The sequence below is a fragment of the Pseudomonadota bacterium genome, assembly GCA_034189865.1.
Lineage (GTDB): Bacteria > Pseudomonadota > Gammaproteobacteria > UBA5335 > UBA5335 > JAXHTV01.
In genome coordinates this window covers 1-2,259 of record JAXHTV010000067.1, presented here as the reverse complement: position 1 = coordinate 2,259, position 2,259 = coordinate 1, and the positions used below count along the sequence as shown (strand labels likewise).

The 2,259-nt window shown below is 57.5% G+C and carries 4 protein-coding genes; all 4 read left to right on the top strand.

Annotated elements, in window-relative coordinates; all coding sequences use genetic code 11:
• Positions 1–191: PilW family protein (locus SVU69_13740; protein ID MDY6944059.1), on the top strand; the 191-nt coding region annotated here is incomplete at its 5' end.
• Between the two features lies 1 nt (position 192).
• Complete coding sequence (locus SVU69_13735; GenBank protein MDY6944058.1) at positions 193–684, top strand: PilX N-terminal domain-containing pilus assembly protein; 492 nt, start codon at positions 193–195, stop codon at positions 682–684.
• A gap of 20 nt (positions 685–704) precedes the next feature.
• A complete protein-coding gene (locus SVU69_13730) occupies positions 705–1,043 on the top strand; it encodes a hypothetical protein (GenBank protein MDY6944057.1) in 339 nt (112 codons plus the stop codon).
• A gap of 51 nt (positions 1,044–1,094) precedes the next feature.
• On the top strand, positions 1,095–2,259 hold a 1,165-nt coding region (locus SVU69_13725; protein MDY6944056.1), incomplete at its 3' end, for a hypothetical protein.

Here is a 2,259-nt window from a genome sequence, read left to right as displayed (position 1 = left end):
CGCGAGTCCAGATTGCGCTTTTAGTTAGCTCGACAGAACGCACACTCGATCAAAGCGATGATAACGATTACCAGATGCTCGATATCACCGTGCAACCAGCTGCCGACGGCGGTACCTACGCGTACCCCGACGACCGCCGCCTGCGCCGCGTTTTTACCACGACGATCACCTTGCGAAATCGGAGAAGTTGACATGCAGCGGTCCAGTCGACATCCAAAATTCAGCCACCCCGAACACCAACGCGGTGCTGTGCTGATGTTCTCCCTGGTCATTTTGCTGGTCATGACCCTGGTGGGCGTGATGGCGATGAGCTCATCCACTTTGGAAGAGCGTATGGCATCCAACCACTGGCTGACCAACAAGGCCTTCCAAGCGGCCGAGAGTGCGATCGATGTGGTATTCATCAACTCCGCAACCAATCCGGCCGATCTATCGGCCGCCCTGGCAAGCGGTGTGACCTCGATTGCAGACACCCTGACTGGGGATAGTGACGTATCCAGCACGGCGACCATCGAATACGTCGTCCAGGGCACCCCACCGCTGGGTTACGACCTGGAGAAATTCGTCGGCCTTCACTTTCGCATCGAAGGCGAAGGCAAGGTGGGCACCGCCGGCAGCGAGGCAGCCGAAACAACGAATGTTCAAAGCATTAACCGCGCCATGGCATCACCTGAGAACAGCTAGAGGCGCAGGAGGTCAAGCTCATGTTTAACGTTAATCGAATCGTTCGTCGCAGCGCATGCGCAATCGCCGTCCCGGCTTTATTGGTGGCAGCCACCCCGGTCGGTGCCGAGATCACCCACTTCCAAGATGCCGTGGAGGCTGAAACGATGTCGGTAAGCATCCGCGAAGACGGCACAGGCCGCGTCACTGCGCGTGAATGTCAACGCTGCCCGAAGCAGGTATTCAAAATCACGCCAACGACCATCTTCCGAAAAGACGGCCAACAAATCGCACCCGCCGATACCGCGCTCCACAACGGCGAAGCGGGCACGGTGATTTATCTGTTGAAGAACGACGAAGCAACCCAGGTGAACTGGTAATCAGTCCGCGGCTTGAAAACGAGAAGAGCACAATCGGGCGAGGGGAATTCGATGAAAACGCAAACAAAAAAAATCATCACCGGCTTGGCTGCCATAGGCGTCACGCTACTTTGCGGCCTACCGGCCCACGCCGACGACACCGAAATTTATGTCACGCCTCTACCGGCATCGGCGCAACCCAACGTGCTTTTTATCGTCGATACCTCCGGCAGCATGGGCACGATGGAAACCATCACCACGCCCTACGATACGGCGACAACCTATACGGGCAGCTGCGACCCCTCTCGAATCTATTGGAGCACCAGTGGATCACCGCCATCGTGCAGTACCTCCCGCTATTTTCCGCTCGCCGCCAACCGCTGTGATGCCGCAGTCACGCCGCTGGCGACAACCGGCTTCTACATCGCCGAGGTTGCCCAGTGGCGTCGCGGCATATTCTCCACCCGCAAATGGCGCGATCTGAGCTCCTCCTACCACGGGACGGACGAGGTGGTGGAATGTAAGGCCGACGAAGGCGTACATGGACCCGACAGTAGTTCGTCGGACGTGTATGCCGACCGCCGCGCCAGGAATAGCGACGACCGGTGGACCAGCGATTCGGGAGACAAATACTACGGCTGGAACCAGGTCACCTTCTACGATGCCAACTACATGAACTATTACCACAGCGGCGTCGCTTCGATTGATCGCAGCCGCCTTTGGATTGTCCAGGATATTTCCAAAAAACTGGTGGCCAGTCTCAACGGCGTCAACATCGGCCTGATGCGCTTTGACGAGGACGGAAGCGGTGGCTATGTGGCCCTGCATGTGGACGACATCGCAACCAACCGCAGCGCTTTCAACACCACCATCGACGGCTTTGAAGACGATGGCAACACCCCGTTGTCCGAAACACTCTACGAGGCCGCCTTGTATTGGCGTGGGGAAACGCCCGAATACGGCTTATCGTCTGACCCTGATCAAAGCGTTGCAAACTCGATGTCGGGCGGGAAGTACATCTCACCCATTCTGGACGTCTGCCAGAAAAACAACATCGTCTACTTGACTGACGGCGAACCCACCAATGACACCGGGGCCAACAGCGAAATTGAGACCCTGATGGGTGCCTCCTGTCAGGCCAATGCGGGCGTCAGCACCGGCTATTGCCTGGATGACCTGGCCCAATGGCTCTATGAAAACGACCAGATCGACGTGGATGGAACCGAGACCGTCATCA

Coding starts and splice junctions, on each gene's coding strand:
- SVU69_13735 (MDY6944058.1), top strand. CDS start 193: ATGCAGCGGTCCAGTCGACATCCAAAATTCAGCCACCCCGAACACCAA.
- SVU69_13730 (MDY6944057.1), top strand. CDS start 705: ATGTTTAACGTTAATCGAATCGTTCGTCGCAGCGCATGCGCAATCGCC.